The sequence below is a fragment of the Pseudomonas brassicacearum genome, from assembly GCF_003732175.1.
Lineage (GTDB): Bacteria > Pseudomonadota > Gammaproteobacteria > Pseudomonadales > Pseudomonadaceae > Aquipseudomonas > Aquipseudomonas brassicacearum_G.
On record NZ_MOBI01000024.1, the window covers coordinates 1 to 25,330 of the forward strand.

A 25,330-nucleotide genomic window follows, 5' to 3' on the forward strand; every position below is an offset into this window, starting at 1 on the left:
AGTGGCCGGATGCTCATGGAATAGGTGGCCGGATGGCCGTGGAATCCGCACCTTGACCAGCCAAGTAGCCCGATCCAGGATTTTGTCCAGGTAATCGATGACTCCAAATGAAGCATGATGCAACCGCTGGACCATCTGCTCAGTCGTGAAATCTATTGCCGGAACCGGCAACAAACCATGAAGCACCTTCAACAGCGTGTAAAAGTGACCCCATTTTGATTCGGTTAATTGAAAGCGATCGTAGTCCAGCACTGCCGAAAAACGCCTTCTGAACTGTTCGTTAGCCCGAGGCAGTCGCTCAAGTGTCCTTAAACCAACAAGCACATAGGCGATGCTAGTTCGGTTCATCAGACTTTTGACCCAGTCTGCTGCCTCATGAACCCCAGTACTGGTTCGTTTGTGATCAACCAGGTGCTGCGCCTCATCCAAAATCACCATCTCGACGCCAAGGGTTGATAACAGGGTCACGACTCGAGAAAGTTTGAATTCGGCAGAGTGACTTTGTACATCGGCAAAAGGATCATTCAATGCCTTTAGCAATGCAGCTGCCACCGTCTTTTTGGTCGGCTCGGCTGGGATTTCTACGACCAGTATTGGCAGCTTTTTGCCCGGGACGGATTGATCGCGGGAAACGGCCTTTACGAACTCGTCGATCACAGTGCTTTTGCCCACACCACTCGGACCCAAGATCAGCAAACCTCTACTCGTATTCGTCCCTAGCGGATCCTCGTAAATCTCAGTCAACCGTTTGATTGTCCGATCGGCCTGGGGGCTCATTACAAAATGCTGGCGAAGGGACAAGGGCGTGTGGGAACTAGCTTCGATGGTCATGACCATTCTCCTTACGAGATACCCGATTGCTCACAGCAAATCCTGCTACTACCGGAGCGTCATCGAACAATTTGAGCCAAGACGATTGCGAATCAACGCTGGGGACAAATGAGACATTGGCCGGGAGACCTTCTTTGTCCAGTCTCGCCTTAGCCGCTGCACGCCGTTTACGCAGCTTGTGCGAATGCCGAGCCCCTTCTATATCCGTCATGATGTCGCGATAGACTTGGTGAATCGCGTCGAAGTCAGGCTGGGTGTTACCGCTTTCACGGAGATTCTTTTTGGCCGCCACGTAAAGGTCACGGCTCATACCTGCCAACCGCTTGTCTTTCGACGGTACTTGGATAAAGACATTCCTGATCTGATCGTGAACCCAAATGTGCCCGAGTTCGTCACGGTAACGAGCCTGGATTTTTTCATCAGGTTTTAAACGAAGTCGCAGCTCGGCCAATTCAGGGGAGTGGTACATATGCCCTGCGAGCTCAACGCCATAATGGTGAACCTTCACCCATTTTCGACGAGCCAGAACACACTCAAGAGAGTCTAGATCAGTGGGTAGCCGGACTTGTCGGCGAGCCTCTTTTGCTAACCAAATCAGGGCAGGTGTACTGTTTGACAGACCGCGATGGGGACGTTGATGGTAGATATCCACAATCCAGCGAACCAATTTCTCCTCTAGATCCGGCAGCGTAAGACAGGCGTTGTCTTCAGAAGGGTAATCACCTCGCTGCTGTACATTAGAAAAGGTCGTCCCTGGGATCTGATGTATCAATCCCGTGTTCAACGTTCCAAAGAACCGCTCAACGGCTCCTTTCATCTCAGGTCCCCTGGAGCGCGGATACATGATCTCGATCCCTAGCTCATTGAAGCCCGAAATTACATCTTCAGCGTGAAACTCCGCGGCATTATCCGGAACGATGCGCAAGGGCATTCCGTGAGCACGCCATTCACTTTTGACCTTGGGGAAACGAGCCAACCATGCAGCTTTAGGTCGAATGGCACGCTCAATGACCCTCAGCACAGTTTCCGTATTGGGCGCCGAGAAGTGCAGCAAAAAGCTCATGATCATCCTGGAGCACCTGTCCAGAACAACAGTGAGGTAGGGGCGGCCTATAACCAGCCCAGTCTCGGGATCAGTCAGCAACACATCCAAAAGAGTATGATCAATTTCCCACCGATCGAGAATTCGAGAAACCATGAGTTCCCCCACGGCGACGCGATGCTTCTTGTTTGCGGCATGCTTACCGAGGCGAGCTACATCCACCTCATAAGGATCTAGCTTGTCTACGTATCGGCGGATGGTCATCTCACAAGGTTTGCGTATCCTTTGGGACGGAAGACACTGTGCATTAAGAGCATCAATCCTATAGTGGAACTCGGACACTACCTTAATGATGGGCGGACGTTCTAGCTTGAGATATTCAGTATTGATTACGTCCTGAAGCAGCGCCTCCAACTCATCAACGATAAGACTCTTTCTTCCTTTTTTATTATGCTTTGGCACCAACCGTATAACATCATTGCCCATATACCGTGCAAACCACCTTCTGACAGTACTGACGGACGGGGTTCGCGGTTCACCTAGTTCCCACGCGACTTTTTTTACTGCTTCTGCAATCACTTCCCGACTAGGTAGTTTTTTCCCGCTTGTTTCCACCAAACAATCCAAATACTTGCGACGCCTCATCGCTTCTTCTGCATGTAACACAGGAAAGCATGTTAGGTCCGCTTGGACATTTCTGAAATAAGGGATCTCTCCCAGATACGGTTGTACAGCGCTTATTTCAATTTCTTGATTTTCATAGCCTATATAAAATTCGTTTTCAGTGAGCTTTAAATACTCGCCGTATTGATCAACAAATAGCAAGCGTCGATCGATTAAGCGTCGATGTAATGTTATCGGATTGCCGTTGATAGCAATCGACAACTGTAATTTAAGAGAAAAGGTCTGCATGACGGTGCCCTCCTAGGAATATCTCTGTCTGAGGCGTGATCGACTGTTCGAGGTCGACACCAACAACACCCAATCCAAGCAAACGCCACGCAGCCGCTTCACCAAAAACAGAGCAAAGCTCACTCAGATTCTTTGGCTGGCTCATCTCAAGCTTTGATCGAGTCTCCAACCGTTCTGGCTGAGTAAGGAAGGGACCTCGACGGTGATAAAGGACCTCTCGAAGATTCTCCGACAACGTATCCGCCCAGATCAGGGCATCGGTAACGATGGAGAAATTCCGATTCGTATCAGCAAAATGTGCAGTGGCCGCTGCCATTTTTTCCTTAACACTATGTACGAGCAGGCGTTTTTCCGGCTTTACCTCGAACCACCATTCACGACCATCCTCAAGAACCGCACGAACATCAGGGATGTACTCCACGTAGAAATCGTTCACTCGGATCCTCTCGCGGCTGGGCTGAATTTTATAGCTACGGACTAACGGAGACAGCTCAAGCAAGCGGAAAAAACCGCCTTCAAGCTGAGATTCCCAGGGAACCGGGCGACCATTTTTTAGGGACGGAAAATAGCCCCTGAAGTGACAAGAACTGCGCGTAACAACCGTTCGGACTGCCATTGCAACCTCCACTGACGAGCGCCGTCGCTGCACTTGGATAACCAAGCACACTGCGGGCTCGAGGGGCACAATCGACAGGCAACACTTTCCCGTCGAGAGGCCTCGCTAAAGTCAAAGTGATGAGGGAGGATTGACAAGCGCCGAAAAAAAGCTGAAATTGCAGTCACCACAACGCAATTGCAGTACCTCTCGGCGCGGTCAGAACCCTCAGGTTTTGATCGCGTTTTTACATTTCACACCTCCATTTCTCATTACTCTTATCCTATCCAATAACCAAGCGTAAGCTTGGTAGCCCACGTTTATTGTAATTTACGATATCCCGGATCCCTTGCGGTCAACCTTTAACGACGACTGTTATACGATCGCGCTCATATCGCCCTCAAGAAAGAACTCTAAATCTCTGTTTTTATTCCAATTCCCCGCAAAGATCCAATCCAAATTAACCGATAAATACTAAGCCAGCCAGCAACTAAAATCCACAAAAAAACAGCACAAAACCCTGAAGCCGATCACACCAAAACATAATACCAATATCTTTGGAAGTTGCTGAGCTAGTATTAACTTTACCCGTTATGCTGTTAATATAAAGCAACTAGTCAGGCGGGTACTTTCCTCAAAGGCAAATACGTATCCATCCTATAAATGAAACTAAAGGCTAATACGTAATATTTATACTAGTGAACAGTTTATCCTCGCAATTAAAACCATCGACTGGATACTAAGTCGCCGCCTGAAGATCTTTGCGATACCACTCGCAACTTGCCTTTACCGATAGTAGTGACGCCTAGTGCATCCTCCAACTCCGGCAAGCAGCTTCATGAACTTGTGAGAAACGTAGATTCTTTTTGGAGTCGAACAGCATCTACAAAATTTTCGCAAAAAAAAAGCCAGCGCTCTGCGCTGGCCTTCAGTAGGCCCACCGCTAAGGTGGGCCTGAGTCATTTATTTGTGAGATTTAGCAACTATTTTGTGAGCCGACAACGGATCAGAAGTCCAGGTTAGAGACCGCCAAGGCGTTGCTTTCGATGAAGTCACGACGTGGCTCGACCGCATCACCCATCAGGGTGTTGAAGATCTGGTCCGCGCCAATGGCGTCTTCGATGGTCACTTTGAGCATCCGGCGCGAGCCTGGGTCCATGGTGGTTTCCCATAGCTGATCCGGGTTCATCTCACCCAGACCTTTGTATCGCTGGATGGTGTGACGCTTGGTGCTTTCGGCCATCAACCATTCAAGGGCTTCCTTGAACTCGGTGACGGCTTTCTTGCGCTCGCCGCGCTGAATATAAGCGCCTTCGTCCAGCAAGGTGCTCAGTTGAGCGCCCAGCGAGACGACAGTCTTGTAGTCGTTGCTGCCGAAGAAGTCGCGGTTGAAGGTGACGTAGTTCGACAGGCCGTGGGAGATCAGTTCGACCTCTGGCAGCCAGACGTTACGTTCACGGTCTTCACGCAGGCTGGCTTTGTAGACCAGGCCGGATTTCTCGACGGTGCGCAGGCGAACTTCGTACTGGGCCAGCCAGTTCTGCATTGCTGCGTGATCGGACAGTTGGTCCATGCTCACCGCTGGCAGGTAGATGAAGTGCTCGGTCAGTTCCTGCGGGTACAGGCGAGACAGACGCTTGAGGGTCTTCATTACCAGACGGAAGTCATTCACCAGACGCTCGAGGGCTTCTCCGGAGATACCCGGTGCTTCCTCGTTCAAGTGCAGGCTCGCATCTTCCAGGGCCGACTGCGTCATGTACTCTTCCATGGCGTCGTCGTCTTTGATGTATTGCTCTTGCTTGCCTTTCTTCACTTTGTACAACGGCGGCTGAGCGATGTAGATGTAGCCACGCTCGATCAGCTCCGGCAGCTGACGGAAGAAGAAGGTCAGCAGCAGGGTACGGATGTGCGAACCGTCGACGTCAGCATCGGTCATGATGATGATGTTGTGATAACGCAGCTTGTCGATGTTGTACTCGTCGCGGCCGATGCCGCAGCCCAATGCGGTGATCAAGGTGCCGACTTCTTGCGAAGAGATCATCTTGTCGAAACGCGCCTTCTCGACGTTCAGGATCTTGCCCTTGAGGGGCAGAATCGCCTGGGTCTTGCGGTTACGTCCCTGCTTGGCGGAGCCGCCAGCAGAGTCACCTTCCACGAGGTACAGTTCGGACAGGGCAGGGTCTTTTTCCTGGCAGTCAGCCAGTTTGCCCGGCAGGCCGGCGATATCCAGCGCGCCTTTACGACGGGTCATCTCACGGGCTTTACGCGCTGCTTCACGAGCACGGGCCGCATCGATCATCTTGCCGACAACCAGCTTGGCTTCGTTCGGGTTTTCCAGCAGGAAGTCGGAGAAGTACTTGCCCATTTCCTGTTCGACCGCGGTCTTCACTTCGGAAGAAACCAGCTTGTCTTTGGTCTGGGAGCTGAACTTAGGATCCGGCACCTTGACCGAAATGATCGCGGTCAGGCCTTCACGGGCATCGTCACCGGTGGTGGCGACTTTATGTTTCTTCGCCAGGCCTTCCGCTTCGATGTAGGTGTTCAGGTTACGCGTCAGTGCCGAACGGAAACCCACCAGGTGAGTGCCGCCATCGCGCTGAGGAATGTTGTTGGTGAAGCACAACAGGTTCTCGTTGAAGCTGTCGTTCCACTGCAGGGCGATTTCCACGCCAATGCCGTCTTCACGCTGGACGTTGAAATGGAACACCTGGTTGACCGGAGTCTTGTTGGTGTTCAGGTATTCAACGAACGCACGCAGGCCGCCTTCGTACTTGAACAGCTCTTCCTTGCCGCTGCGCTCGTCCTTGAGGACGATGCCGACACCGGAGTTGAGGAAGGACAGTTCACGAATCCGCTTGGCCAGAATGTCCCAGCTGAAGTGGATGTTCTTGAAGGTTTCAGCCGAAGGCTTGAAGTGGATCTGCGTACCGGTGGACCCGCTTTCACCAACGATTTTCATCGGCTCTTGCGGAACACCGTGGACGTAGGTCTGTTCCCAGATTTTGCCGCTGCGGCGAACGGTCAGGATCAGCTCTTCGGACAGGGCGTTTACAACCGACACACCTACACCGTGCAGACCGCCGGATACTTTGTAGGAGTTGTCATCGAATTTACCGCCGGCGTGCAGTACGGTCATGATGACCTCGGCCGCCGAGACACCTTCTTCTTTATGCACGTCTACCGGGATGCCACGACCGTTGTCGCGCACGGTGATGGATTCGTCCGGGTGGATGATGATACTGATGTCGTCGCAATGACCAGCCAAAGCTTCGTCGATCGAGTTATCGACCACCTCGAACACCATGTGGTGCAGACCGCTGCCATCGTCGGTGTCACCAATGTACATACCGGGACGTTTGCGTACGGCATCCAGGCCTTTCAGCACTTTAATGCTCGTTGAGTCGTACGTATTTTCTTCGCTCATGCCTTCACTCCCGATGGTCGTGGGTCTGGGTGATACGGCCCTGTTCCACGTGGAACAGGGCGACTGGCGTTTCCGTCTGCCAGCCTTCCCTCAATAATTCATGATCTACACAGGTGATAAAAACCTGGCAGCGTAAGTCTTCCAACAAACGGCAAAGCGCGCGGCGGTGCTGCTCATCCAGCTCGGACGGCAAGTCATCCACCAGATAAATACATTGGCCGCGCCGGGCCTGGCTGACCAAATGCCCTTGGGCAATCCGCAATGCACAAACCACCAACTTCTGCTGACCACGAGACAAGATGTCCGCGGCATTGTGTGCGCCCAATCGAAGACGCAAATCAGCGCGTTGTGGTCCGGCCTGGGTATGCCCCATTTGCTGATCCCGGTGAACGGACGCAGCGAGCACTGCACTCAGCTCTCGCTCTTTGTCCCAACCCCGGTAATAGCTAAGCGTTAAGCCCTCGAGTTCGACGAGTTCGCTCAAGGTCTGTTCAAAGACTGGTTTCAAAGCTTTGATATAAGCGCGGCGGTATTCATCAATTTCAGCGCTGGCCTGGCACAATTCTCTGTCCCAAACCGCTTGCGAAACGGCGTCAAGTGTACCATGCCGCAGCCAAGAGTTTCTCTGGCGCAGGGCCTTCTGCAAGCGCTGCCAAGTGGACATAAAACGTGGTTCCACGTGGAACACACCCCAATCCAGAAACTGTCGGCGAATTTTCGGTGCACCTTCCAACAGGCGGAAGCTGTCGGGGTTGATCAATTGCAACGGCAGGATTTCTGCCAGTTGCGCAGCACTGCGGGCGTTCTGCCCGTCGATGCGAATCTGGAACTCCCCTTGGCGGTCCCGGGATATCCCCAGCGCGCTGTGTCCACCTTCGGCCAATTCGACCTGGCCAAACACCGTGCACGCTAACTGCTCGTACTGGATGACTGGTAAAAGGCGGCTGCTACGAAACGAACGGGCGAGCCCCAGCAGATGGATGGCTTCCAGAACACTGGTTTTGCCGCTGCCGTTGGCGCCGTACAGGATGTTGATGCGGGGAGAGGGGGAGAAGGTCACCGGGTGCAGATTGCGCACCGCGGTGACCGAGACACGACTGAGGGACATCTAGCGTCTGCTGAACATGTTTACAGGCGCATCGGCATGACAACGTAAGCCGAGTCGTCGTTGTCGGACTCTTGCACCAGCGCACTGCTGTTGGAGTCAGACAGGATCAAACGCACTTGCTCAGTAGTCATCACGCCCAGCACGTCGAGCAGATAGCTCACGTTGAAGCCGATTTCCAGCGAGCCACCGTTGTACTCAACGCCAACTTCTTCTTCCGCCTCTTCCTGTTCAGGGTTGTTCGCCTGGATCTTCAGCTGACCGTTGGCCAGTTGCAGGCGAATGCCGCGGTACTTCTCGTTGGACAGAATTGCGGTACGGCTGAATGCTTCACGTAGCGCCTGACGATCGCCCAATACCAGCTTGTCGCCACCTTTTGGCAGAACGCGCTCGTAGTCGGGGAATTTGCCGTCTACCAGTTTAGAGGTAAAGGTGAACTCACCGGTGGTGGCGCGAATATGGTGCTGGCCCAGAACGATGCTGACATTGCCATCCGGCTCGGTCAGCAAACGCGCCAGCTCCAGAATACCTTTACGTGGGACGATCACCTGGTGGCGATCCGGCTGGCCGATGTCGGCCTGCATCGAGCACATGGCCAGACGGTGACCGTCGGTGGCCACGGCACGGATGATGCCGGCCGAGACTTCCAGCAACATGCCGTTGAGGTAGTAGCGAACGTCCTGCTGAGCCATGGCGAAGCTGGTGCGTTCGATCAAACGACGCAGTTTGCTCTGCTCCAGACTGCAGGTCAGCGAGCCCGGGCCTTCTTCCACTGTCGGGAAGTCATTGGCTGGCAATGTCGACAGGGTAAAGCGGCTACGGCCGGCTTTCACGACGAGTTTCTGCTCATCGACCTTGATGTCGATCAGCGCGTCGTTCGGCAGGCTCTTGCAGATGTCCATCAGCTTACGCGCCGGGACAGTGATTTCGCCCGGCTCGGCCGGTTCTTCGAGTTGCACACGACCGACCAGCTCGACTTCCAGGTCGGTACCGGTCAGCGACAACTGCTGGCCTTCGACAACCAGCAGCACGTTGGAAAGCACCGGCAAGGTCTGTCGGCGCTCGACGACGCCTGCGACCAGTTGCAGTGGTTTCAACAGGGCTTCGCGTTGAATGGTGAAATGCATGGTCTAGTCCCTTGCCTTAATAAGCTGCGCTGGTGTTCATCAAGTGGTCAGTGTACGCAGCAGGTTCTTGTAGTCCTCGCGGATGTCCGCGTCGGATTCCTTAAGTTCGTTGATCTTGCGGCATGCGTGCAAAACCGTGGTGTGGTCGCGACCGCCAAATACGTCGCCGATTTCCGGCAAACTGTGGTTGGTCAGTTCCTTGGACAGCGCCATGGCCACTTGCCTTGGACGTGCAACCGAACGCGAACGGCGCTTGGACAGCAAATCCGAAATCTTGATCTTGTAGTACTCGGCGACCGTGCGCTGAATGTTATCCACAGAGACCAGTTTGTCCTGAAGCGCCAACAGGTCCTTCAAGGATTCGCGAATCAACTCGATGGTGATATCGCGGCCCATGAAGTGCGAGTGGGCGATTACGCGTTTGAGCGCGCCTTCGAGTTCACGGACGTTGGAACGAATACGCTGGGCGATGAAGAACGCAGCATCGTGCGGCAGGTCGACTTTGGCCTGGTCGGCTTTCTTCATCAGAATCGCGACGCGCGTTTCCAGCTCCGGCGGCTCGACGGCGACCGTCAGGCCCCAGCCGAAGCGCGACTTCAAGCGCTCTTCAAGGCCTTCAATTTCTTTCGGATAACGGTCACTGGTGAGAATGACCTGTTGTCCACCTTCAAGCAGGGCGTTGAACGTGTGGAAGAATTCTTCCTGGGAACGTTCCTTGCGGGCGAAGAACTGAATGTCATCGATAAGCAGCGCATCGACCGAACGGTAGAAGCGCTTGAACTCGTTGATCGCATTCAGTTGCAACGCCTTGACCATGTCGGCCACGAAGCGCTCGGAATGCAGGTACACGACCTTGGCATTCGGGTTCTTCTTTAATAGGTGGTTACCCACAGCGTGCATCAAGTGGGTTTTACCCAAGCCAACGCCGCCATACAGGAACAGCGGGTTGTAACCGTGCTTGGGATTGTCCGCGACCTGCCAGGCTGCCGCGCGGGCCAGTTGGTTGGACTTACCTTCGACAAAGTTCTCGAAGGTAAAGGTGCGGTTCAGGTAACTGGTGTGCTTGAGCGCGCCTTCGACCTGCACGGTGCGTTGTTCTGCACGTACCGGGGCCTGTTGCGAGCTGGCGCCGGCCATTGGGTCGAAGCTGTCGCGAGACGGTTCTTCGCTGACCTCGGCGGTTTTTTGTGTTGCACGCTTGGTCGACGTGGCAGGCGCAGGTGCACTGACGAGTGCAGGTGCAGCCGCGGCCTGGGCTTGAGACGCCGCTGCGGCCAACGGTGCATTCGGCGCAGCACGAGGTGCTGAACTGCGTTTGCTGCCTATTAATAAGGAAAGCGCCGGCGCCATGCCATTGCCGTGCTCATCCAGCAACTCGAGCACGCGGCTCAGGTACTTTTCGTTGACCCAGTCGAGAACAAAACGATTCGGTGCGTAGACACGCAACTCGTCGCCTTCGGCTTCGACCTGTAGTGGACGGATCCAAGTGTTGAATTGTTGGGCAGGCAGCTCATCGCGCAATAGCTCCACGCACTGCTGCCAAAGTTCCACTGACACGGATATCCCCTAAGTTGAAAGCCGGTGAGGCAAAAACAAGCGGCCATTGTAGCGACCAGACGCCGACTTATCCACACGTAGGTTGCTCACGGGTGTCGAAGAATCAACGCTTTATACGTAAAAAAGACGACCAATGGTCTGTGCATAAGCTCTGTGGATAAGCCCGCTTAAGCTCGTTGCACAAGTGGGGGGCAAACCCGGTGGATAACCTGCCTGTGGATAACCACCCATTCCACACACAGCTTATCCGACAGCGCAGCACAGGCTGAACACCGTTTTCCACTGTAGTTGTCATTCTCTGTACAGCACGGAATAGAAGGGCTAAAGGTAGTTATCCACAGAAGATGGCGGCTCTAGCTTTTATAAGCTTTACAGAAAAGCTTTAAATAATTCCCTTCTTTATTTTTATATCTAGCTGTCCACCTTTCAAGGACGAACCCTGCGGATATCCATTTAAAGGAAACGTTGGTTGGAAATTGACCTAGAGGCTTGCTTTCTCTAGAATCCCCGGTCTCTTAAAACGGGGGCCATTCCGGCCCGTTGTGGACGAACCAGGTAACACGACATGAAACGTACTTTCCAACCAAGCACTATCAAACGCGCTCGTACCCACGGTTTCCGTGCTCGCATGGCTACCAAGAACGGCCGTGCCGTCCTGTCGCGTCGTCGCGCCAAAGGTCGTGCGCGTCTGGCAGTTTGATAATCCGGTACTGGAGGTGAGTCAGGACTTCAGTCGGGAAAAGCGTTTGCTTACCCCCCGGCATTTCAAGGCAGTCTTTGACTCCCCTACCGGCAAGGTTCCGGGGAAAAATCTCCTGCTCCTTGCACGCACCAACGATCTCGATCACCCCCGTCTCGGGCTGGTTATCGGGAAAAAGAGTGTGAAGCTCTCCGTTGAACGCAATCGCCTCAAGCGTTTGATGCGCGAATCGTTTCGCCTCCACCAGGATTCTCTGGTTGGTTGGGATATCGTTATCGTCGCGCGCAAAGGTTTGGGTGATGTAGAAAACCCCGAATTGATTCAGCATTTCGGCAAACTCTGGAAACGTCTGGCACGCAGCACGCCGGTACCAGCAGTCAAAACCGAAACTGTAGGGGTAGACAGCACTGATGCGTAAACTGGCGCTCGTTCCGATCCAGTTTTATCGTTATGCCATTAGTCCTTTGATGGCCAGCCACTGTCGTTTCTACCCCAGTTGTTCCTGCTACGCGTATGAAGCCATAGAAAATCATGGCCTTCTGCGCGGTGGCTGGCTGACCTTTCGTCGTTTAGGTCGCTGTCATCCGTGGAATCCCGGTGGTTATGACCCGGTTCCATCTATCCCTACCTCCCGTTCTTCTTCGATGGCCGAGTAATCATGGATATTAAACGCACGATCCTGATCGTCGCCCTGGCAATCGTGTCCTACGTTATGGTTCTGAAATGGAACCAGGACTATGGTCAGGCTGCCTTGCCGATTCAGAATGTTGCTTCCAATCAGGCTGCCCCGGCTATTCCGGATACGCCACTTGGTAACAATGCTGCTGCCAGTGCCGATGTACCCAGCGCGAATACCGATATCAGTGCCCCTACCGTAACGCCGGTAGTCACCAATAAAGACCTCATCCACGTCAAAACGGATGTGCTCGAACTGGCTATCGATCCTCAAGGTGGTGATATCGCTCAGCTGATGCTGCCGCTGTATCCACGTCGTCAGGACCATCCGGAAATTCCGTTCCAGCTGTTTGATAACGGCGGCGAGCGTACTTACCTGGCCCAAAGCGGTCTGACCGGTACCAACGGTCCGGATGCTCGCGCTAGCGGTCGTCCTGTTTACTCGACAGAACAGAAGACTTATCAACTGGCTGATGGCCAGAACCAGCTCAATGTTGACCTGAAATTCAGCGATGCTGGCGTCAACTACATCAAGCGCTTCAGCTTTACTCGCGGTGTGTACGATCTGAAAGTCACTTATCTGATCGACAACACCAGCGACAAGGCCTGGACGGGCAACCTGTTTGCCCAGCTCAAGCGCGATGCAAGTGCCGATCCTTCTTCGACTACCGCTACCGGCACTGCCACTTACCTGGGCGCTGCCCTGTGGACAAGTGCAGAGCCGTACAAAAAAGTGTCGATGAAAGATATCGACAAGGCTTCGTTGAAAGAAACCGTTAACGGTGGCTGGGTCGCCTGGCTGCAACACTACTTCGTGACTGCCTGGATCCCAGCCAAGAACGACAGCAACGTGGTGCAGACTCGCAAAGACAGCCAAGGCAACTACATCATCGGTTTCACTGGCCCGGTATTGTCCGTTGCGCCAGGTGCCAAGGCTGAAACCAGCGCTACGTTGTACGCAGGTCCGAAAAGCCAGGCTGTGCTGAAAGAGTTGTCCCCAGGTCTGGAATTGACTGTCGACTACGGCATTCTGTGGTTCATTGCCCAGCCGATCTTCTGGCTGCTGCAACACATCCACGCGATCGTCGGTAACTGGGGCTGGTCGATCATCTTCCTGACCATGCTGATCAAGGGGATCTTCTTCCCGCTGTCGGCTGCCAGCTACAAATCCATGGCGCGCATGCGTGCAGTGGCGCCGAAACTGGCTGCGCTGAAAGAACAACATGGTGACGACCGGCAGAAAATGTCGCAGTCCATGATGGAGCTGTACAAGAAAGAGAAGATCAATCCGCTGGGTGGTTGCTTGCCAATCCTCGTGCAGATGCCGGTTTTCCTTTCGCTGTACTGGGTACTTCTGGAAAGCGTGGAAATGCGCCAGGCACCGTTCATGCTGTGGATTACTGACCTGTCGATCAAGGATCCGTTCTTCATTCTGCCGATCATCATGGGCGCAACCATGTTCATCCAGCAGCAGCTGAACCCGACTCCTCCGGATCCGATGCAGGCCAAGGTGATGAAGCTGATGCCAATCATCTTCACCTTCTTCTTCCTGTGGTTCCCGGCGGGTCTGGTGCTGTACTGGGTTGTGAACAACTGCCTGTCCATCACCCAACAGTGGTACATCACGCGTAAGATTGAAGCGGCTACCAAAAAAGCGGCTGCATAACTTACTCTGTGGATAACCACTCAAAACGCCCCCTAGTGGGGCGTTTTGCTATCCGTCATTTTTATCTGGATATCGAATCATGAGTGCTCCTCGTGAAACTATTGCCGCTGTCGCCACCGCTCAAGGCCGTGGCGGTGTCGGTATCGTCCGTATTTCCGGTCCGCTAGCGAGTGTTGCGGCGAAGGCCATCAGCGGTCGCGAACTGAAACCACGGTTCGCCCATTACGGCCCGTTTCTCAGCGAAGACGAGGAAGTGCTGGACGAAGGCATCGCCTTGTATTTCCCCGGACCGAATTCATTCACCGGCGAAGATGTGCTGGAACTCCAGGGCCATGGTGGTCCGATCGTTCTGGATATGTTGCTGCAGCGCTGCCTGCAACTGGGTTGCCGTCTGGCCCGGCCGGGTGAATTCAGCGAGCGCGCGTTCCTCAACGACAAACTCGACCTGGCCCAGGCCGAAGCCATCGCCGATTTGATCGAAGCGAGTTCTGCACAGGCAGCCCGAAACGCACTGCGTTCGTTGCAAGGGGCGTTTTCGCAGCGAGTGCATAACCTCACCGAGCAACTGATTGCGCTGCGGATCTACGTTGAGGCGGCAATCGACTTCCCTGAAGAAGAAATCGACTTCCTTGCCGATGGCCACGTGCTGAAGATGCTCGATGCGGTGCGCGATGAGTTATCCACCGTATTGCGTGAAGCCGGGCAGGGCGCATTGCTGCGTGACGGCATGACTGTGGTGATTGCCGGTCGTCCTAACGCCGGTAAATCCAGCCTGCTCAACGCATTGGCCGGCCGTGAAGCGGCGATTGTTACCGAGATTGCCGGCACGACTCGGGATATCCTGCGCGAACATATCCACATCGACGGTATGCCGCTGCATGTGGTCGACACCGCTGGCTTGCGCGACACCGAAGACCAGGTCGAGAAAATCGGTGTGGAACGGGCATTGAAGGCCATCAGCGAGGCAGATCGGGTATTGCTGGTGGTCGATGCCACTGCGCCTGAAGCGCTCGATCCTTTTGCCTTGTGGCCTGAATTCCTCGAACAGCGCCCGGATCCGGCCAAAGTGACCTTGATCCGCAACAAGGCAGACCTGACCGGCGAAGCGATAGCGCTGCAAGTCAGTGAAGATGGCCACGTAACCATCAGCTTGAGCGCCAGGTCTGCTGGCGAAGGCCTGGAACTGCTGCGTGACCATCTCAAGGCCTGCATGGGCTATGAGCAAACCTCGGAAAGCAGCTTCAGCGCCCGCCGGCGTCACCTGGAAGCCCTGCGCCATGCCAGTGCTTCACTCGAACATGGTCGTGCGCAGCTGACCTTGGCCGGTGCCGGAGAGCTGCTGGCTGAAGATTTGCGTCAGGCACAGCAGTCGTTGGGTGAAATTACCGGCGAATTCAGCTCCGACGACCTGTTGGGCAGGATCTTTTCCAGCTTCTGTATCGGTAAATAACCGCACCTCTCCCTCCGTAGGAGCCGAGCTTGCTCGCGAGACGGCGTGTCTGACACACCGTGTTGCTTAAATCGCAGGCAAGCCAGCTCCCACAAGTCTGTGTATCTCCCAGATTTTTCGCATCGCCGAGCGGCATCGATCGCTTCGGACGTTTCCCCGTGGGCGGAATTTACCCCATTAAGCGCTTTTCTGTGGATTAAACCCTGTGAATAACTGCCACTGAGCACGGTTGATAACAGGGCCTGAAAACTGAGGAAAACCACTGCTGTGGATAACCACCTCATTCATCCACAGGCTTACACCGGTTATCCAAGGGCCTCCTTGGCACATGATCACAGGCTTTTAATCGTCTGTACACATTGAAAACAAAGGCCTACATCGATCTATCCACAGAAATGGTGCTCTATAGAAATAAACATAAAAACAAAGATTTAATAAATTTCTTTCTTTTTAATTTCTATTGTTCGTGACTTACCCACAGCTGGTTAAATTTTGTGCAAAGGGTTCTTTAGGAAGGGCGAAGTCCCTATACTTGTCGACCAGGTCCGAAAACCTGAGCTCAAACCATTCCTGATTACCCAACTGAAGCAGGCACGAGGTGCGTGGTGGATTTCCCTTCCCGTTTTGAAGTGATCGTCATCGGCGGCGGTCATGCCGGTACCGAGGCAGCACTTGCATCAGCACGTATGGGGGCAAAAACCCTGTTGCTGACGCATAACGTGGAAACCCTCGGAGCAATGAGCTGCAACCCCGCGATTGGCGGGATCGGCAAAAGCCATCTGGTCAAGGAAATCGATGCCCTTGGCGGCGCGATGGCCATGGCGACCGATAAAGGTGGTATTCAGTTTCGCGTCTTGAACAGCCGCAAAGGCCCAGCCGTGCGCGCTACTCGCGCCCAAGCCGACCGCGTCCTGTACAAGGCCGCTGTGCGCGAGATTCTCGAGAACCAGCCGAACCTGTGGATATTTCAACAGGCGGCCGACGACCTGATCGTCGAACAGGAACAAGTGCGTGGTGTTGTCACCCAAATGGGCCTGCGTTTCTTCGCAGACTCCGTGGTGTTGACCACCGGCACCTTCCTCGGCGGACTTATCCACATCGGTATGCAGAACTATTCCGGCGGTCGTGCCGGCGATCCTCCGTCGATCGCCCTGGCACATCGTCTGCGTGAGCTGCCTTTGCGCGTGGGTCGCCTGAAAACCGGTACGCCGCCGCGTATCGATGGCCGTTCTGTGGATTTCTCGGTCATGACCGAGCAACCCGGTGATACACCGATTCCGGTGATGTCGTTCCTGGGGTCCAAAGAACAGCATCCTGCGCAGGTCAGTTGCTGGATTACCCACACCAACGCCCGCACTCACGAGATCATCGCCTCGAACCTTGACCGTTCGCCGATGTATTCCGGAGTGATCGAAGGCATTGGCCCGCGTTATTGCCCGTCGATCGAAGACAAGATTCACCGCTTTGCCGACAAGGAAAGCCATCAGGTCTTCATCGAGCCGGAAGGTTTGACCACCCACGAGCTGTACCCGAACGGGATATCCACATCCTTGCCGTTCGATGTGCAATTGCAGATCGTGCAGTCGATTCGCGGCATGGAAAACGCCCATATCGTTCGCCCGGGCTACGCCATCGAGTACGACTACTTCGATCCGCGTGACCTGAAGTACAGCCTCGAAACCAAAGTCATCGGCGGTCTGTTCTTCGCCGGGCAAATCAACGGCACCACCGGTTACGAAGAAGCCGGAGCCCAAGGTTTGCTGGCTGGGGCCAACGCCGCATTGCGAGCCCAGGGCAAAGACAGCTGGTGCCCGCGTCGCGACGAAGCGTACATCGGCGTATTGGTCGACGACCTGATTACCCTGGGGACCCAGGAACCGTATCGGATGTTCACGTCCCGCGCCGAATACCGTTTGATCCTGCGCGAAGACAACGCCGACCTGCGCTTGACCGAAAAAGGTCGCGAACTGGGTCTGGTGGATGACGTGCGTTGGGCGGCTTTCTGCAAAAAACGCGAAAGCATCGAAGTGGAAGAGCAACGCCTGAAAAGCACCTGGGTTCGCCCCGGTACAGCACAGGGCGATGCGATCGCCGAAAAATTCGGCACGCCGCTGACCCACGAATACAACTTGCTGAACCTGCTGACCCGTCCGGAAATCGACTACGCTGGTCTGATCTCGGTAACCGGTGCCGGTGCAGAAGATCCACAGGTCGCCGAGCAGGTCGAAATCAAGACCAAATACGCCGGTTACATCGACCGCCAGCAAGATGAAATTGCTCGCCTGCGGGCCAGTGAAGACACCAAATTGCCTGTGGATATCGATTACACGAACATCTCCGGTCTCTCCAAAGAGATCCAGAGCAAGCTCGGCGCGACCCGTCCAGAGACCCTGGGCCAGGCTTCGCGGATTCCGGGCGTGACCCCGGCAGCGATTTCGCTGTTGATGATTCATTTGAAAAAACGCGGCGCGGGCCGTCAGTTGGAGCAAAGCGCTTGAGTTCGTTGGTCACCTCGCAACACGCCGAAGAGTTATCCACAGGTGCTCGCCAGCTCGGTGTGAACCTGACAGAAACCCAGCACGCGCAGCTGCTGGGTTATCTGGCCCTGTTGATCAAATGGAACAAGGCCTACAACCTGACCGCCGTGCGTGATCCGGACGAAATGGTTTCACGGCACTTGCTCGACAGCCTGAGCGTGATGTCCTTCATCGAAAACGGCCGCTGGCTGGATGTTGGCAGCGGCGGCGGCATGCCGGGTATTCCACTGGCGATCCTGTTTCCCGAGTCGCAAGTGACGTGCCTGGACAGCAACGGCAAGAAAACCCGCTTCCTGACTCAGGTCAAACTCGAACTCAAACTGGATAATCTGCAAGTTATCCACAGTCGCGTCGAAGCCTTCACGCCTGAACTGCCGTTCAACGGGATTATTTCCCGGGCATTCAGCAGCATGGAGAACTTCAGCAACTGGACTCGCCACTTGGGCGATAGCGATACGCGTTGGCTGGCAATGAAGGGCGTTCATCCCGCCGATGAGCTGGTAGCATTGCCGGCAGACTTCCACCTCGATAGCGAACACGCCCTGGCCGTACCCGGTTGCCAAGGCCAACGCCATCTGCTGATACTGCGCCGCACGGCATGATTGGGAACACAAGCAAGAATGGCTAAGGTATTCGCGATAGCGAACCAAAAGGGTGGTGTGGGCAAGACCACCACCTGCATCAACCTCGCAGCATCCCTGGTCGCGACCAAGCGTCGGGTGTTGTTGATCGATCTTGATCCACAGGGCAACGCCACCATGGGTAGCGGTGTGGATAAACACGGCTTGGAAAACTCGGTCTACGACCTGTTGATCGGTGAATGCGACTTGGCCCAGGCCATGCACTTTTCCGAACACGGTGGTTACCAGTTGTTGCCGGCCAACCGCGATTTGACCGCGGCTGAAGTCGTTCTGCTGGAAATGCAGATGAAGGAAAGCCGTCTGCGCAGCGCTTTGGCGCCGATCCGTGAGAACTACGATTACATTTTGATCGACTGCCCACCGTCGCTGTCGATGCTTACGCTCAATGCTCTGGTTGCCTCCGACGGGGTAATTATCCCCATGCAGTGCGAGTATTTCGCGCTCGAAGGGTTGAGCGACCTTGTGGATAACATCAAGCGCATCGCTGAGCTGCTGAACCCGAACCTGAAAATCGAAGGCCTGCTGCGGACCATGTACGACCCGCGCCTGAGCCTGATGAACGATGTGTCGGCACAGCTCAAGGAACACTTCGGCGAGCAACTGTACGACACTGTGATACCGCGCAACATCCGTCTGGCCGAAGCGCCAAGTTATGGCATGCCGGCGTTGGCCTATGACAAACAATCCCGTGGCGCACTGGCCTATCTGGCCCTGGCGGGCGAGATGGTTCGTCGTCAACGCAAAAATTCACGCATTGCCGCTGCTCAGGCAACTTAAGGAATCCCCATGGCCGTCAAGAAACGAGGTCTCGGACGTGGACTGGATGCACTGCTGAGTGGTCCGACTGTCAGTTCGCTTGAAGAGCAAGCGGTGCAGGCCGATCAGCGTGAGCTGCAACACCTGCCGCTGGACCTGATCCAGCGCGGCAAGTACCAGCCGCGTCGCGACATGGATCCTCAGGCGCTGGAAGAACTGGCGCAGTCGATCAAGGCTCAAGGCGTGATGCAGCCGATCGTGGTTCGCCCGATCGGTGCTGGCCGTTTTGAAATCATCGCCGGCGAACGCCGCTGGCGGGCCAGCCAGCAGGCTGGCCAGGAAACCATCCCGGCGATGGTGCGCGATGTGCCGGATGAAACTGCAATCGCCATGGCGTTGATCGAGAACATTCAGCGCGAAGACCTCAATCCGATCGAGGAAGCGGTAGCCCTGCAGCGTCTGCAGCAGGAATTCCAGCTGACTCAGCAGCAAGTCGCCGAAGCTGTGGGCAAATCCCGCGTGACCGTGGCCAACTTGTTGCGCCTGATTGCATTGCCTGAAGTCATCAAGACCATGCTGTCCCACGGCGACCTGGAAATGGGTCATGCCCGTGCTTTGCTCGGTTTGCCGGAAAATCAACAGGTCGAGGGGGCGCGACATGTTGTCGCACGTGGCCTCACCGTGCGTCAGACCGAGGCACTGGTTCGCCAGTGGTTGAGTGGTAAACCGGCGCCTGCCGAACCCTCAAAACCTGACCCGGATATCGCTCGTCTCGAACAACGCCTGGCAGAGCGCCTAGGCTCTGCGGTGCAGATCCGCCACGGGAAGAAGGGCAAAGGGCAGTTGGTGATTGGCTACAACTCCCTTGATGAGCTTCAAGGCGTCCTCGCACATATCCGCTGAAACATTTCCTCATGTAGCGCGACGTTCGAAATCACTACCTGACAGTTGAATAGGGGCTGAACCGCCCCTATACTCTGCGCGCATTTTGTCGGCACAAATTATGCCAAGTTATTGAATTCTGGCAGCCGGCCTTTGAGGAGCAAAAGTGATGGAAACCCGCACGCCAAACCGCTTGCCGTTCCATCGCTTGGCGGTTTTTCCCGTGTTATTGGCGCAATTTGTCGTTTTGCTGCTTGCCGCTTTGGCGCTCTGGCAATGGCATGGAGTCGTAGCCGGATACTCAGGACTCTGCGGAGGCCTGATAGCCTTGCTTCCCAATGTTTATTTCGCTCACAGGGCATTTCGGTTTTCCGGCGCCCGAGCAGCTCAAGCCATTGTCCGGTCTTTTTATGCCGGCGAGGCGGGCAAACTGATTTTGACGGCAGTGCTCTTTGCATTGACGTTCGCAGGTGTGAAGCCACTGGCGCCGCTAGCTGTATTCGGCGTCTTCGTGCTGACCCAACTGGTCAGCTGGTTCGCTCCCCTGCTGATGAGAACAAGACTTTCGAGACCTTAGGGCGTTTGAGGCAACCATGGCAGCAGAATCCGCTTCGGGCTATATCCAGCACCACTTGCAAAACCTGACCTTCGGTCAGCTACCTACCGGCGGCTGGGGCTTTGCCCACACCGCAGCAGAAGCCAAGGCAATGGGCTTCTGGGCTTTCCACGTCGATACTCTCGGCTGGTCGGTCGCGTTGGGTCTGATTTTCGTTCTTCTTTTCCGCATGGCGGCGAAGAAGGCGACTTCCGGCGTACCAGGTGCCTTGCAGAACTTCGTTGAAGTATTGGTCGAATTCGTCGACAGCAGCGTGAAAGACAGCTTCCATGGCCGTAGCCCGGTGGTTGCACCTTTGGCTCTGACCATCTTCGTCTGGGTGTTCATGATGAACGCCATCGACCTGGTACCGGTCGACTGGATCCCGCAACTGGCTGCGGCCATTTCCGGCAACCACGAGATTCCGTTCCGCGCCGTATCGACCACCGACCCGAACGCTACGCTGGCCATGGCCTTCTCGGTGTTCGCGCTGATCATTTTCTACAGCATCAAAATCAAGGGCATCGGCGGCTTTATCGGCGAACTGACCCTGCACCCGTTCGGCAGCAAGAACATTTTTGTTCAGGCGCTGCTGATTCCGGTGAACTTCCTGCTGGAATTCGTGACGCTGATTGCCAAGCCGATTTCGCTGGCACTGCGTCTGTTCGGCAACATGTACGCTGGCGAGCTGGTGTTTATCCTGATCGCCGTGATGTTCGGCAGCGGCCTGCTCTGGCTTAGCGGCCTGGGCATTGTGCTGCAGTGGGCGTGGGCTGTGTTCCACATCCTGATCATCACCCTGCAGGCGTTTATCTTCATGATGCTGACCATCGTCTACCTGTCGATGGCGCACGAAGAGAACCATTAAGACCGGCTTCGGCTAGTCTGATGTCCCTCTCGCCTCGGTGAGAGGGGGCCCGTACCGGGCTCGATGAAACGATTTGTTTTACCGCTTTAATCTAAAAAACCTAAACCATACGACGTAAAAGTCGGGAGGAAAGATGGAAACTGTAGTTGGTCTAACCGCTATCGCTGTTGCACTGTTGATCGGCCTGGGCGCACTGGGTACCGCAATTGGTTTCGGCCTGTTGGGTGGCAAGTTCCTGGAAGGCGCAGCGCGTCAGCCAGAAATGGTTCCAATGCTGCAAGTTAAAATGTTCATCGTTGCCGGTCTGCTCGACGCCGTAACCATGATCGGCGTTGGTATCGCTCTGTTCTTCACCTTCGCGAACCCTTTCGTTGGTCAACTCGCTCACTAATCACTCGGATTTTCGAGTTGAGCAAGTCTGATGGACAACGAACGAGCGAGGTGTTGGCGTGAACATTAATGCAACCCTGATTGGCCAGTCCGTTGCGTTCTTCATTTTTGTACTGTTTTGCATGAAGTTCGTGTGGCCTCCGGTCATCGCGGCTTTGCACGAACGTCAGAAGAAGATCGCGGATGGACTGGACGCTGCCGCCCGAGCAGCTCGCGACCTGGAATTGGCCCAAGATAAAGCGGGTCAACAACTGCGCGAAGCAAAAGCTCAGGCAGCCGAAATCATTGAGCAAGCCAAGAAGCGCGGTAATCAGATCGTCGAAGAGGCTGTTGATAAAGCCCGTGTCGACGCTGAACGTGTGAAAGTGCAGGCTCAGGCCGAGATCGAACAGGAACTGAACAGTGTCAAAGACGCGCTGCGTGCCCAACTGGGTGCCCTGGCCGTTGGCGGCGCCGAGAAGATCCTGGGTGCCACAATCGATCAAAACGCGCACGCGGAGCTGGTAAACAAACTGGCTGCTGAAATTTAAGCGAGGGCGATCATGGCAGAACTGACCACGTTGGCCCGACCTTACGCTAAGGCAGCCTTCGAGCATGCCCAGGCCCACCAGCAACTGGCCTCTTGGTCAGCCATGCTCGGCCTGGCTGCAGCAGTGTCGCAAGACGACACCATGCAGCGCGTGCTCAAGGCCCCGCGACTGACGAGCGCAGACAAGGCCGCCACGTTTATTGACGTGTGCGGCGACAAGTTTGATGCCAAGGCACAGAACTTCATCAACGTCGTTGCCGAAAACGACCGTCTCCCGCTTTTGCCGGAGATATCCGCTCTGTTCGACCTGTACAAGGCCGAACAAGAGAGGTCGGTAGACGTTGAAGTGACCAGTGCTTTCGCGTTGAACCAAGAACAGCAAGACAAACTCGCCAAGGTTCTCAGTGCACGACTCAACCGGGAAGTGCGCCTGCAAGTCGAGGAAGACAAATCCCTGATAGGGGGCATTGTCATCCGCGCCGGCGACCTGGTTATCGATGGCTCGGTTCGCGGCAAACTCGCGAACCTTGCCGAAGCATTGAAATCTTGAGTTTGAAGGGGCAGCAGAGCAATGCAGCAACTCAATCCTTCCGAAATAAGTGAAATTATCAAGGGCCGCATCGAAAAGCTCGATGTGACCTCCCAAGCCCGTAACGAAGGCACTGTCGTCAGCGTATCTGACGGCATCGTGCGGATTCACGGTCTGGCCGACGTTATGTACGGCGAGATGATCGAGTTTCCGGGCGGCGTCTACGGTATGGCCCTCAACCTGGAGCAAGACTCTGTAGGTGCCGTTGTATTGGGCTCTTACCAGACTCTGGCTGAAGGCATGAGCGCCAAGTGCACTGGCCGCATCCTTGAAGTTCCGGTTGGTAAGGAACTGCTGGGTCGCGTAGTCGACGCACTGGGTAACCCAGTTGACGGTAAAGGTCCGCTGAACAACACCGAGACCGATGCGGTCGAGAAAGTTGCTCCGGGCGTGATCTGGCGTAAGTCGGTAGACCAGCCTGTACAGACTGGCTACAAGGCTGTCGACGCCATGATCCCTGTCGGCCGTGGCCAGCGTGAGCTGATCATCGGTGACCGTCAGATCGGTAAAACCGCTCTGGCGATCGACGCGATCATCAACCAGAAAGACAGCGGCATCTTCTGCGTCTACGTAGCGATCGGTCAGAAACAATCGACCATCGCCAACGTGGTTCGCAAGCTGGAAGAAAACGGCGCCTTGGCTAACACCATCGTCGTAGCTGCCAGTGCTTCGGAATCGGCTGCACTGCAATTCCTGGCACCGTACTCCGGTTGCACCATGGGCGAATATTTCCGCGACCGCGGTGAAGACGCGCTGATCGTTTATGACGATCTGTCCAAGCAAGCAGTGGCTTACCGCCAGATTTCCCTGCTGCTGCGTCGTCCACCAGGCCGTGAAGCCTACCCAGGCGACGTGTTCTATCTCCACTCCCGTCTGCTGGAGCGCGCATCCCGCGTTTCGGAAGAGTACGTAGAGAAGTTCACCAACGGTGCCGTGACTGGCAAGACCGGTTCCTTGACCGCTCTGCCAATCATTGAAACCCAGGCTGGCGACGTTTCCGCGTTCGTTCCGACCAACGTGATTTCGATCACCGACGGTCAGATCTTCCTGGAATCGGCCATGTTCAACTCCGGGATCCGTCCTGCAGTGAACGCCGGTGTTTCGGTATCCCGTGTGGGTGGTGCCGCTCAGACCAAGATCATCAAGAAGCTTTCGGGTGGTATCCGTACCGCTCTGGCTCAGTACCGTGAACTGGCTGCATTCGCCCAGTTCGCTTCTGACCTGGACGAAGCCACTCGCAAGCAGCTTGAGCATGGTCAGCGCGTTACCGAGCTGATGAAGCAGAAGCAATATGCGCCGATGTCCATTGCCGACATGTCGTTGTCCCTGTATGCCGCCGAACGTGGCTTCCTGGTAGACATCGAGATTCCAAAAATCGGTAGCTTCGAGCAGGCGATGATTGCTTACTTCAACCGCGATCACGCCGAATTGATGGCGAAGATCAACGTGAAGGGTGACTTCAATGACGAAATCGACGCTGGCCTGAAAGCCGGTATCGAGAAGTTCAAGGCCACCCAAACCTGGTAAGCCGCAGCGGGGGCCGAGAGGCTCCCGCTTGCTAACCTGATAGGTGTTACATGGCAGGCGCAAAAGAGATTCGCAGTAAGATTGCGAGCATCAAAAGCACGCAAAAAATTACCAGCGCCATGGAAAAAGTGGCGGTCAGCAAAATGCGCAAGGCACAAATGCGCATGTCGGCTAGCCGTCCTTACGCGGAGCGCATCCGCCAGGTTATTGGTCATCTGGCCAACGCTAACCCGGAATATCGCCACCCGTTCATGATCGAGCGTGCTATCAAGCGCGTTGGTTATGTCGTCGTGAGCAGTGACCGTGGTCTGTGTGGTGGCTTGAACACCAACCTGTTCAAGGCTTTGGTCAAGGACATGGCGGTAAACCGCGAACAAGGCGTCGAGATCGATCTGTGCGTGATTGGTAGCAAAGGTGCGGCTTTCTTCCGCAACTTCGGCGGTAACGTCGTTGCAGCTATCAGCCACCTGGGTGAAGAGCCGTCGATCAATGATCTGATCGGCAGCGTCAAGGTGATGCTGGATGCCTACCTGGACGGCCGTATTGACCGCCTGTGCGTGGTGTCCAACAAGTTCATCAACACCATGACGCAACAGCCTACCGTGGAGCAATTGATTCCACTGGTGGCGACCCCGGATCAAGAACTCAAGCACCACTGGGACTATCTCTACGAACCGGATGCCAAGGAGCTGCTTGACGGCTTGATGGTCCGCTACGTGGAGTCGCAGGTCTACCAGGCGGTGGTCGAGAACAACGCAGCTGAACAAGCGGCGCGGATGATCGCAATGAAGAACGCTACCGACAACGCCGGTGACTTGATCAGCGATTTGCAGCTGATCTACAACAAGGCGCGTCAGGCTGCGATCACCCAAGAGATCTCGGAAATCGTCGGCGGCGCTGCCGCGGTTTAACGGTTCAAATATTCAGAGGAT

General features: G+C 55.1%; 23 protein-coding genes. 16 read left to right on the forward strand and 7 right to left on the reverse strand.

Going from position 1 to position 25,330, the window contains the following annotated elements; genetic code table 11:
• The 7 genes from BK658_RS23050 to dnaA all read right to left on the reverse strand — a co-directional run.
• Positions 1 to 831, reverse strand: an 831-nt coding sequence (locus tag BK658_RS23050; RefSeq protein ID WP_123584328.1) for a TniB family NTP-binding protein, incomplete at its 3' end; no start/stop codon positions are given.
• Positions 815 to 2,785 carry a DDE-type integrase/transposase/recombinase gene (locus BK658_RS23055; RefSeq protein ID WP_123584329.1) on the reverse strand — a complete coding sequence of 657 codons (1,971 nt, stop codon included), beginning with the start codon at positions 2,783 to 2,785 and terminating at the stop codon, positions 815 to 817. The genes BK658_RS23050 and BK658_RS23055, both read right to left, overlap by 17 nt.
• Entirely contained in the window at positions 2,766 to 3,401 is a 636-nt protein-coding gene (locus BK658_RS23060; protein ID WP_123584330.1) for a TnsA endonuclease N-terminal domain-containing protein, read from the reverse strand. The genes BK658_RS23055 and BK658_RS23060 overlap by 20 nt, the downstream gene beginning before the upstream one ends.
• 985 nt (positions 3,402 to 4,386) lie before the next feature.
• On the reverse strand, positions 4,387 to 6,804 hold the full coding sequence (gene gyrB, locus BK658_RS23065) for a DNA topoisomerase (ATP-hydrolyzing) subunit B (protein WP_019694408.1): 2,418 nt from the start codon (positions 6,802 to 6,804) through the stop codon (positions 4,387 to 4,389).
• A 4-nt stretch (positions 6,805 to 6,808) separates the two neighbouring features.
• Positions 6,809 to 7,912, reverse strand: a complete 1,104-nt coding sequence (recF, locus tag BK658_RS23070) for a DNA replication/repair protein RecF (RefSeq protein ID WP_054594865.1) — start codon at positions 7,910 to 7,912, stop codon at positions 6,809 to 6,811.
• Positions 7,913 to 7,932: 20 nt separating this feature from the next.
• Positions 7,933 to 9,036, reverse strand: a complete 1,104-nt coding sequence (gene dnaN / locus BK658_RS23075) for a DNA polymerase III subunit beta (RefSeq protein WP_044460382.1) — start codon at positions 9,034 to 9,036, stop codon at positions 7,933 to 7,935.
• A gap of 39 nt (positions 9,037 to 9,075) precedes the next feature.
• Positions 9,076 to 10,593, reverse strand: coding sequence for a chromosomal replication initiator protein DnaA (dnaA, locus tag BK658_RS23080; RefSeq protein WP_123584331.1), 1,518 nt, complete (start codon positions 10,591 to 10,593; stop codon positions 9,076 to 9,078).
• Positions 10,594 to 11,158: 565 nt separating this feature from the next.
• Between dnaA and rpmH the strand changes: the two genes are divergently transcribed.
• From rpmH to atpG, 16 genes are all read left to right on the forward strand, one after another.
• Positions 11,159 to 11,293 carry a 50S ribosomal protein L34 gene (gene rpmH / locus BK658_RS23085; RefSeq protein ID WP_003213577.1) on the forward strand — a complete coding sequence of 45 codons (135 nt, stop codon included), beginning with the start codon at positions 11,159 to 11,161 and terminating at the stop codon, positions 11,291 to 11,293.
• Positions 11,294 to 11,309: 16 nt separating this feature from the next.
• The gene (gene rnpA, locus BK658_RS23090) at positions 11,310 to 11,711 is read left to right on the forward strand and encodes a ribonuclease P protein component (RefSeq protein ID WP_031319651.1); all 402 of its coding nucleotides are present in this window, start codon (positions 11,310 to 11,312) and stop codon (positions 11,709 to 11,711) included.
• On the forward strand, positions 11,704 to 11,949 hold the full coding sequence (gene yidD / locus BK658_RS23095; protein ID WP_052966011.1) for a membrane protein insertion efficiency factor YidD: 246 nt from the start codon (positions 11,704 to 11,706) through the stop codon (positions 11,947 to 11,949). Before rnpA ends, yidD begins: the two co-directional genes overlap by 8 nt.
• Before the next feature lie 2 nt (positions 11,950 to 11,951).
• Entirely contained in the window at positions 11,952 to 13,634 is a 1,683-nt protein-coding gene (yidC, locus tag BK658_RS23100) for a membrane protein insertase YidC (RefSeq protein ID WP_123584332.1), read from the forward strand.
• Positions 13,635 to 13,713: 79 nt separating this feature from the next.
• The gene (gene mnmE, locus BK658_RS23105) at positions 13,714 to 15,084 is read left to right on the forward strand and encodes a tRNA uridine-5-carboxymethylaminomethyl(34) synthesis GTPase MnmE (protein ID WP_123584333.1); all 1,371 of its coding nucleotides are present in this window, start codon (positions 13,714 to 13,716) and stop codon (positions 15,082 to 15,084) included.
• A 605-nt stretch (positions 15,085 to 15,689) separates the two neighbouring features.
• Entirely contained in the window at positions 15,690 to 17,582 is a 1,893-nt protein-coding gene (gene mnmG, locus BK658_RS23115) for a tRNA uridine-5-carboxymethylaminomethyl(34) synthesis enzyme MnmG (protein WP_123584335.1), read from the forward strand.
• Positions 17,579 to 18,223, forward strand: coding sequence for a 16S rRNA (guanine(527)-N(7))-methyltransferase RsmG (gene rsmG / locus BK658_RS23120; protein WP_123584336.1), 645 nt, complete (start codon positions 17,579 to 17,581; stop codon positions 18,221 to 18,223). Before mnmG ends, rsmG begins: the two co-directional genes overlap by 4 nt.
• 18 nt (positions 18,224 to 18,241) lie before the next feature.
• Entirely contained in the window at positions 18,242 to 19,039 is a 798-nt protein-coding gene (locus BK658_RS23125; RefSeq protein ID WP_019694399.1) for a ParA family protein, read from the forward strand.
• A gap of 9 nt (positions 19,040 to 19,048) precedes the next feature.
• Positions 19,049 to 19,921 carry a ParB/RepB/Spo0J family partition protein gene (locus tag BK658_RS23130; RefSeq protein ID WP_054594858.1) on the forward strand — a complete coding sequence of 291 codons (873 nt, stop codon included), beginning with the start codon at positions 19,049 to 19,051 and terminating at the stop codon, positions 19,919 to 19,921.
• Between the two features lie 148 nt (positions 19,922 to 20,069).
• Entirely contained in the window at positions 20,070 to 20,477 is a 408-nt protein-coding gene (locus BK658_RS23135) for a F0F1 ATP synthase subunit I (protein WP_071552654.1), read from the forward strand.
• 16 nt (positions 20,478 to 20,493) lie between these two features.
• The gene (gene atpB / locus BK658_RS23140; protein WP_054594856.1) at positions 20,494 to 21,363 is read left to right on the forward strand and encodes a F0F1 ATP synthase subunit A; all 870 of its coding nucleotides are present in this window, start codon (positions 20,494 to 20,496) and stop codon (positions 21,361 to 21,363) included.
• 133 nt (positions 21,364 to 21,496) lie between these two features.
• Positions 21,497 to 21,754, forward strand: coding sequence for a F0F1 ATP synthase subunit C (gene atpE / locus BK658_RS23145; RefSeq protein ID WP_019694395.1), 258 nt, complete (start codon positions 21,497 to 21,499; stop codon positions 21,752 to 21,754).
• A 58-nt stretch (positions 21,755 to 21,812) separates the two neighbouring features.
• Positions 21,813 to 22,283: a F0F1 ATP synthase subunit B gene (locus tag BK658_RS23150; RefSeq protein ID WP_019694394.1), complete on the forward strand. Its 471-nt coding sequence runs from the start codon at positions 21,813 to 21,815 to the stop codon at positions 22,281 to 22,283.
• Positions 22,284 to 22,295: 12 nt separating this feature from the next.
• Positions 22,296 to 22,832 (forward strand): F0F1 ATP synthase subunit delta, encoded by a 537-nt coding sequence (locus tag BK658_RS23155; protein WP_123584337.1) that lies wholly within the window; start codon positions 22,296 to 22,298, stop codon positions 22,830 to 22,832.
• 21 nt (positions 22,833 to 22,853) lie between these two features.
• Positions 22,854 to 24,398, forward strand: a complete 1,545-nt coding sequence (gene atpA, locus BK658_RS23160; protein WP_054594853.1) for a F0F1 ATP synthase subunit alpha — start codon at positions 22,854 to 22,856, stop codon at positions 24,396 to 24,398.
• A gap of 50 nt (positions 24,399 to 24,448) precedes the next feature.
• Positions 24,449 to 25,309, forward strand: a complete 861-nt coding sequence (gene atpG / locus BK658_RS23165) for a F0F1 ATP synthase subunit gamma (RefSeq protein WP_054594852.1) — start codon at positions 24,449 to 24,451, stop codon at positions 25,307 to 25,309.
• Positions 25,310 to 25,330: the final 21 nt, after the last annotated feature.

Coding starts and splice junctions, on each gene's coding strand:
- BK658_RS23055 (WP_123584329.1), bottom strand. CDS start 2,785: ATGCAGACCTTTTCTCTTAAATTACAGTTGTCGATTGCTATCAACGGC.
- BK658_RS23060 (WP_123584330.1), bottom strand. CDS start 3,401: ATGGCAGTCCGAACGGTTGTTACGCGCAGTTCTTGTCACTTCAGGGGC.
- gyrB (WP_019694408.1), bottom strand. CDS start 6,804: ATGAGCGAAGAAAATACGTACGACTCAACGAGCATTAAAGTGCTGAAA.
- recF (WP_054594865.1), bottom strand. CDS start 7,912: ATGTCCCTCAGTCGTGTCTCGGTCACCGCGGTGCGCAATCTGCACCCG.
- dnaN (WP_044460382.1), bottom strand. CDS start 9,036: ATGCATTTCACCATTCAACGCGAAGCCCTGTTGAAACCACTGCAACTG.
- rpmH (WP_003213577.1), top strand. CDS start 11,159: ATGAAACGTACTTTCCAACCAAGCACTATCAAACGCGCTCGTACCCAC.
- yidD (WP_052966011.1), top strand. CDS start 11,704: ATGCGTAAACTGGCGCTCGTTCCGATCCAGTTTTATCGTTATGCCATT.
- yidC (WP_123584332.1), top strand. CDS start 11,952: ATGGATATTAAACGCACGATCCTGATCGTCGCCCTGGCAATCGTGTCC.
- mnmE (WP_123584333.1), top strand. CDS start 13,714: ATGAGTGCTCCTCGTGAAACTATTGCCGCTGTCGCCACCGCTCAAGGC.
- BK658_RS23125 (WP_019694399.1), top strand. CDS start 18,242: ATGGCTAAGGTATTCGCGATAGCGAACCAAAAGGGTGGTGTGGGCAAG.
- BK658_RS23130 (WP_054594858.1), top strand. CDS start 19,049: ATGGCCGTCAAGAAACGAGGTCTCGGACGTGGACTGGATGCACTGCTG.
- BK658_RS23135 (WP_071552654.1), top strand. CDS start 20,070: ATGGAAACCCGCACGCCAAACCGCTTGCCGTTCCATCGCTTGGCGGTT.
- atpB (WP_054594856.1), top strand. CDS start 20,494: ATGGCAGCAGAATCCGCTTCGGGCTATATCCAGCACCACTTGCAAAAC.
- atpE (WP_019694395.1), top strand. CDS start 21,497: ATGGAAACTGTAGTTGGTCTAACCGCTATCGCTGTTGCACTGTTGATC.
- BK658_RS23155 (WP_123584337.1), top strand. CDS start 22,296: ATGGCAGAACTGACCACGTTGGCCCGACCTTACGCTAAGGCAGCCTTC.
- atpA (WP_054594853.1), top strand. CDS start 22,854: ATGCAGCAACTCAATCCTTCCGAAATAAGTGAAATTATCAAGGGCCGC.
- atpG (WP_054594852.1), top strand. CDS start 24,449: ATGGCAGGCGCAAAAGAGATTCGCAGTAAGATTGCGAGCATCAAAAGC.